Annotated in this window: 8 protein-coding genes; 5 read left to right on the top strand and 3 right to left on the bottom strand. The window is 43.9% G+C overall.

Features of this window, described 5'->3' with window-relative positions; genetic code table 11:
* Positions 1–147 precede the first annotated feature (147 nt).
* Both B9J87_RS09275 and mutM read left to right on the top strand, forming a co-directional pair.
* Positions 148–615 carry a hypothetical protein gene (locus tag B9J87_RS09275; protein WP_013855728.1) on the top strand — a complete coding sequence of 156 codons (468 nt, stop codon included), beginning with the start codon at positions 148–150 and terminating at the stop codon, positions 613–615.
* 84 nt (positions 616–699) lie between these two features.
* Positions 700–1509 (top strand): bifunctional DNA-formamidopyrimidine glycosylase/DNA-(apurinic or apyrimidinic site) lyase, encoded by an 810-nt coding sequence (gene mutM / locus B9J87_RS09270; protein WP_094123279.1) that lies wholly within the window; start codon positions 700–702, stop codon positions 1507–1509.
* 15 nt (positions 1510–1524) lie between these two features.
* On the opposite strand, the gene coaD is transcribed toward mutM, so the two are convergent.
* The gene (coaD, locus tag B9J87_RS09265) at positions 1525–2016 is read right to left on the bottom strand and encodes a pantetheine-phosphate adenylyltransferase (RefSeq protein ID WP_026028196.1); all 492 of its coding nucleotides are present in this window, start codon (positions 2014–2016) and stop codon (positions 1525–1527) included.
* Between the two features lie 123 nt (positions 2017–2139).
* Here coaD and B9J87_RS09260 point away from each other — a divergent pair, with 123 nt between their 5' ends.
* The gene (locus B9J87_RS09260; RefSeq protein ID WP_094150421.1) at positions 2140–3174 is read left to right on the top strand and encodes a glycosyltransferase family 9 protein; all 1035 of its coding nucleotides are present in this window, start codon (positions 2140–2142) and stop codon (positions 3172–3174) included.
* Here B9J87_RS09260 and B9J87_RS09255 read toward each other — a convergent pair.
* Together B9J87_RS09255 and B9J87_RS09250 are read right to left on the bottom strand one after the other, a co-directional pair.
* Complete coding sequence (locus B9J87_RS09255) at positions 3143–3928, bottom strand: glycosyltransferase family 2 protein (protein ID WP_094150410.1); 786 nt, start codon at positions 3926–3928, stop codon at positions 3143–3145. The genes B9J87_RS09260 and B9J87_RS09255 overlap by 32 nt on opposite strands.
* Complete coding sequence (locus B9J87_RS09250) at positions 3925–4995, bottom strand: glycosyltransferase family 9 protein (protein WP_094150408.1); 1071 nt, start codon at positions 4993–4995, stop codon at positions 3925–3927. The genes B9J87_RS09255 and B9J87_RS09250 overlap by 4 nt, the downstream gene beginning before the upstream one ends.
* 115 nt (positions 4996–5110) lie before the next feature.
* Between B9J87_RS09250 and B9J87_RS09245 the strand changes: the two genes are divergently transcribed.
* Both B9J87_RS09245 and B9J87_RS09240 read left to right on the top strand, forming a co-directional pair.
* Positions 5111–5803: a 3-deoxy-D-manno-octulosonic acid kinase gene (locus tag B9J87_RS09245; RefSeq protein ID WP_170901181.1), complete on the top strand. Its 693-nt coding sequence runs from the start codon at positions 5111–5113 to the stop codon at positions 5801–5803.
* Between the two features lie 16 nt (positions 5804–5819).
* Positions 5820–6557, top strand: a 738-nt coding sequence (locus B9J87_RS09240) for a WavE lipopolysaccharide synthesis family protein (RefSeq protein WP_094150423.1), incomplete at its 3' end; no start/stop codon positions are given.

Raw genomic sequence — 6557 nt, 5'->3', positions numbered from 1 at the left:
GCGCAGGGATGCCCCCTTATAGGGGGCTATAAACCAAAGCCGCCTTCTAAGAAGGCGGATTTTTACTGTCTGGAATTTGTACCCTGCAATGTCAGCTCTCACTATAATGTGCTAAGTTACTCAAAGATAAACTCTTAGGGATCACTTATGCGTATCAATCGCCGCCGCTGGAATAATATTCTTATCTTGGCTGTTATTGCTTTTATTGCCATTTTGAATTTACCCACAGTCATCAAAACTTATCTTATTGAACCGCCTGCTAGCCCTTATCCTTATGTGATTAATCCAAATGCACAGCTGCAAGCACTGCATTTTACTGACTGGTCACTTGAACTGAATCAAAACCGTTGGCGATCAAGCAAAGCAATTTCAGTTGCTCCTGAAATATTGGCACAACGCTGGCAGAGTTTAGTTGGTACTGAAGTTGATGATGCTACTTACGAGTCGCTTGCGTCTCTACTACGCAACCCACAAACCGTGGAGGTGTGGTATCAGGATCGCGAAGAGCCGCAAAGGATCACCTACTACCAAACCCCCCAGTTTTGGTTATTGAAAAATTGGCAAGAGAAATGGGTGGCACTTTCGGTAGAAGAAGCTTTTCTTTTTCCGAACTGAGCCTTTATTTCTCTTTGAGCGTTGAACAAACCAAGAACGAATAACCAATACCCAATAACGACGAATGAAGAATCGAGATGTATCATGCCTGAGTTACCCGAAGTTGAAGTAAGTAAAATGGGGATTAGCCCGCATCTAGTTGGGCAAACGATCCAGCAACTGACATTTCGCACGCCCAAATTACGTTGGGCCATCCCTCAAGAGCTGAAACAGTTAGAAGGGCAAGTGATCCGCAATATATCCCGCCGGGCCAAATATTTACTGATAGAGACCGATATTGGCAGTGCGATTGTTCACTTGGGAATGTCAGGTTCATTGCGAGTATTGGAGTGTGATTTTCCGGCAGGTAAGCATGATCACGTTGATCTGCGATTAACCAATGGCAAGGTGTTGCGCTACCACGATCCACGTCGATTTGGCGCTTGGCTATGGTGCGAGCAAGGAGAAAGCCACTCGGTGTTGAGTAATATCGGCCCTGAGCCATTAACCGATGATTTTGATGCAGATTACATTGCGCAAAAAGCGAACAGCAAACGTATCGCTGTTAAGCAATTTATTATGGAAAATAAAGTAGTGGTTGGCGTAGGCAATATCTACGCGAGTGAATCACTGTTTAATGCGCGAATTCTCCCCACTCGGCCTGCTCATTCGCTGACACTGACTGAATGGAATTGCCTCGTACGAGAAATCAAATCAGTCTTAGCAACGGCGATTCAACAAGGTGGCACAACCTTAAAAGATTTTGCACAAGCGGATGGCAAACCGGGCTATTTTGCTCAAGAGCTTAATGTGTATGGCAAAGCGCAGCAGCCTTGCCCTGCGTGTGGGCAAGCAATTGAAGCGCTGAAAATTGGTCAGCGTAACACCTTTTTCTGCTCTGCTTGCCAAAAATAAGGTACGTCCTAAAGGCTATATTTTCTTGCCATGCAAGGCGTTAGCGACAATGTCAGGAACAAATTGATCAACTTCTCCACCATGAATCGCCACTTCTCGTACAATGGTGGAGGAGATAAACGCATGCTCCTCTGATGGCGTAAGAAACACACTTTCCAGCCCCGGCATCAAACGGCGGTACATGTTGGTCAAACCAAATTCATACTCGAAGTCAACCGTAGTACGCAAACCGCGGATCAGCACATTGGCTTTTTCATCACGCGCAAAATCGACCATTAACCCAGCAAATCCTTTGGCAGTGACATTCTCTAAATGTTGAGTGACGGCGCTGGCAAAGGCGACCCGCTCTTGCAGAGTAAACATGGTATTTTTGCTTGGGCTGGCGGCGACGGCGATGATCACTTCATCAAACATATTGGCGGCGCGTTCGATCAGATCCAAATGACCATTGGTGATGGGATCAAAAGTGCCGGGATAAATCACACGCGAAATTCTTTTTTGGCTCACAGTGGAAGGCTCATATTGGTTAACTGGCACTGATATTAACAAAAAGACTCAAAATTACCTATTGAACTCGGTATGATGTAGCCCGCACTAAACTGTGACACTTAGCGAGTGAGAGAAGAGACGATGAACAAGTTGTTGGTGATCCGTAACGATAAAATTGGTGATTTCATGCTGGCTTGGCCAAGTTTTGCGATGCTAAAAGCCTCGTTGCCAGATTGCCATATTACCGCGTTAGTCCCCAGCTATACCGTCGCGCTGGCCGAGCTTTGCCCGTGGATTGATGCGGTGATGGTTGACCCAACGGAAAATGCGTCCTCTGCGCAGAAAAAACAATGCATTCAAGCGATTAAACAGCAACACTTTGATGCCTCGATCAACCTCTTCTCGACCACTTACAATGCACTATTAGTTTGGAAATCTTGTATTCCTTATCGTTTAGCGCCGGCGACTAAATTCGCTCAAATTTTTTACAACAAACGAATTAAGCAAAAACGCTCTCAATCAGCCAAACCAGAATATGAGTATAACTTAGATTTGGTACGCGCTTTTTTGCATGATATAGGTAAAGAGGTTGTCGAGCCGAGCGCACCTTATCTGCAATTTGATCAAGCGAAGCTGGTTGAACAAAAAAGCAAACTGGCTACGCAACTTCATCTCGATACCAGTAAACCGTGGGTGTTTGTTCATGCCGGAAGCGGCGGTTCAGCGAATAATTTGTCGCTAGAGCAATACACGCAGTTAGTGATGGGGATTGATGGCAAGCAAGAAATTATCCTCACCGCCGGGCCGGGAGAAGAGGTGAAAGCCGCGCAGTTAAAAGCTTTGATTGAAGAAAAGGGCGGGCGAGCGGCATTGTATGATAAAAATGAAGGGCTTGTTGATTTCTCACGCTCGATTGCTTGTGCTGATATTTTTATCGCAGGTTCAACCGGGCCTTTGCATATTGCCGCTGCGATTGATGTGCCCACAGTTGGCTTTTTCCCCGCCAAACGTTCAGCCACGCCACTGCGTTGGCGACCATTGAATTCACAAGGTCGCCATATCGCTTTTTGTCCACCACCAGCAAAAGACAAAGAAACTCAGGCCGATATGAGTCGCATTGATATTAATGCGGTGTTAGCTGAACTTAACCCTTGGGCGGCTTTGTACTGGTTCTAACCCATAAATCGGAGTATTTAACAAAGGTTGAGTGCGCCGATAATAAAGAAAGCAAGAAGCCTTGCTTACCATCTAAAAAGCCTGCTTTTAAAACGTACATTTTCAAAAAGCAGCCAAACGCATGCAAAATACCTTGGCTAATGCTGCTTTTCTTACCACGTTTTTCTCGTTGCTCTGCCCATGCTTTGGCATAACCTGCTGATTTAACTAAATAATGATGAATGTCGTTATAGGTGTAGTGAATCGCATCACCTGCAAGATTCTCGACTTTCATGCCATCTGCGACTTCGACTTTTTCATGCACTAAAGCCTCGTTATATTGCGTTAATTGAGTTGGGTAGAGGCGCAACACGCGATCAGGATACCAACCACAGTGGCGAATATAGCGGCCAAAAACCCAACTTAAACGGGCAAATTGATACAGTGTATTGGGTTTATTAGCGGCGACCGCTTGCTGAATGCTATCTTTTAACTCTTTGGTCACGCGTTCATCGGCATCTAGCCACAACACATAATCAGACTCGACATACGACTGCGCTAAGCGGCGCTGTGGGCCAAACCCAGGCCACTGCGAATTGACAAAAAACTTGTCAGTATAACGGCGCGCAATCTCTTCGGTATTATCACTGCTACCTGAATCTAAGACGACGATTTCATCTACCCATTGGTGAACGGTTTCCAAGCAAGCTTGCAGATGTTGCGCTTCATTTTTAACGATCAGCGCAACGGCTAAAGTAGGTTTGCTCACATTCATTCCTCGGATATTGGGTTTAGCTGAAAATCAGCCGTTATCTTATCAAACATTTGGATAACATGGCTTGCTTGAATACGCTGCATCGCTTGTTCATCTTTGACGCGAGTACGCCAGCTGACTTGCTCTTTCGTTTTTCCTGTTTCGGCAAACAGTGCTTCTTCATAAGCCGACACTACATAATCACGATACTGATAAGGCCCTGTGCGCTGCGGATTATGGTGAGCGTATAAACCGATAACGGGAGTATTCATTGCATTGGCCATGTGCGCTGGGCCTGTGTCTGGCGCTATCACTAAATCGACTAAGTCGAGCAGTGCCAACATCTCTTTAAGCTGGCTTTTACCAACGACATTGAGTACCGGCTGAGTAAGTTTACTCGCTATTTCGGCTGCTAGATCAACTTCAATTTGCGCAGGGCTACCGGCCAAAATGATATGCCAACCAAGTTGTTGAGCATGAGTTATCACTTCTACATAACCTTCAGCGGTCCAATTTTTATAAGCTTTACTCGCGGCAGGAACCACGACTAAATTACGCTTTGAATGTGCAAGTTGCCGATTGGCCCATTGATGATCTGAATCTGAATAAGTGAGTGACCACTTAGGTTCTAGCTCTTTTACTCCAAGGCACTTTGCAAACGCGAGTAAGCCATCTAATACATGAGGTGCTTGAGGCGATATCACTTTTACATTGGTAAATAGGTGCTGGAAATCTTGGCTGCGGGCGGCATCAAAACCGAGTTTATATTTAGCCTTAATACCCAGTGTGGCAATACTGGCACGAAAGGCATACTGCATATGCAAAAGCGCATCGAAGGATTGCCCTTTAAGTTCTGCCCACAGTTTTTGATATGCTTTCCATCCCTGTTTTTTGTCGAATATAACCACGTTTACATTAGGCAAATCAGTGAGTAACTGCGCTTCCAGTTTTCCAGTGATCCACGTGATATGAGTTTCAGGCCATTGGTGTTGAATTGCTTGCACGGCGGCCACTGCATTGCACACATCGCCAATCGCCGACAGACGCAACACACAAATAGAGCGTGGAGCAGAAGAAAAAAGAGCCATAAGTGACATCGATATAGAGAAAGTTAGTAAGAATTATGCAGACAGCGCTGATAAATGTAAAATGCCAAACAAGCACGATGAAGCATATTCAATCTCGTCATTAAAAAGTGAAACGATGAAAACGCTGAAAAAAGAGAATCAAACAATTTGGTATGACGAGCATTTACTAGTTGAAGATCCGCTCCGCTGTTTTAACCCTGAGTTTTGGCAGCAGGCTGGTAGCGTCACAGGTAGTGCAACTGGGCGCGGTACAACATGGTTTGTAAAAGCGGAAAAAATAGAAGCGGCACTACGCCACTATAAGCGTGGTGGATTGTTTGGTAAGTTAGTAAGTGATCACTACTTTTTTTCCGGTTGGAAGAAAACGCGCAGCTTCCAAGAATTCGAATTGCTCAATACTCTGAGAGAGTCTGGGGTAAATGTTCCACGCCCGATTGCAGCGCGAGCAGTAAAGCGCACTTTTTGTTATCAGGCAGATTTACTCAGCGAAAAAATCCCGAACGCCCGCGATCTGGTGTCTATTTTACAAGAACGTCCATTACCGACTGAAATGTATGAGAAAATCGGCCTAGAAATTCGCAAAATGCATGATGCGCAAGTCAATCACACCGATCTCAATATCCATAACATCTTGATTGATGACCAAGAGAAGGTATGGATTATTGATTTTGATAAGTGTTGCCAGCAACAAGGCGAGAGCTGGAAGAAAGGAAATTTAGATAGATTGAAGCGATCGTTTGAGAAAGAATTCCGTAAGCGAGGGATTCATTGGATTCCTGAAGCTTTTCACATTATTTCTAAGTGCTAAAATGAAGAGTAAAAATATGCTATTCGAGCAGATTACATTCGTTATTCAAGGACCTATTGCTCCGTCTATTACCTCAATATCTGTTCAACGTTTACGATCAATTTTCCCCGGCTGCCAAATTATCATATCCACTTGGGAAGGAGAAAATACACAAGATATTGAAGCTGATCTCATTATTTATAACAAAGATCCAGGTTCTACGGTATTTGTGTATAGCAAACAAAACGATCCTATACCTATCAATATAAATAGGCAAATTGTGTCAACTGTTTCTGGATTACGTCATGTTAAAACTAAATTTGCTGCGAAATTGAGAGCTGACAATATATTAAACAAAACAAGGATGTTAGAACTGTTTGAGCAATTCCCTTTACGCAGAGATAATTATGCAATACTGAATAATCGGCTTGTTTGTTCTAATTATTTTGCGAAGGAGTTTGAGAGGGGGTTACATGTACCTTTTTTCTTCTCTGATTTTTTCCAATTTGGTGAGGTGGAAGATCTACTTAAAGTATGGGATTGTCATATGTATAGTGATTATGATTTCCAATCAGCGTTGAGTGGTAAAAAACAGCACAAACATTATCCAAATGATAGCGTCAATGTAGAACAGAAGATTTGGAGCCATGCCGCAAGGAAGCTATATCCTGATGAATTAACAGATGAACATGGTGACCATTTTGCGCGGCAACAGTCATATAATTTTATGATCAATAATCTTATCATTGTTGACGGAGATGAACTTGGATTAGAG

It is taken from the genome of Vibrio sp. V19_P1S1T109 (assembly GCF_002241375.1).
Taxonomy (GTDB): Bacteria; Pseudomonadota; Gammaproteobacteria; order Enterobacterales; family Vibrionaceae; genus Vibrio; species Vibrio anguillarum.
Note: the sequence above shows the minus strand (reverse complement) of the source record. Positions and strands in the feature narration are given on the sequence as shown.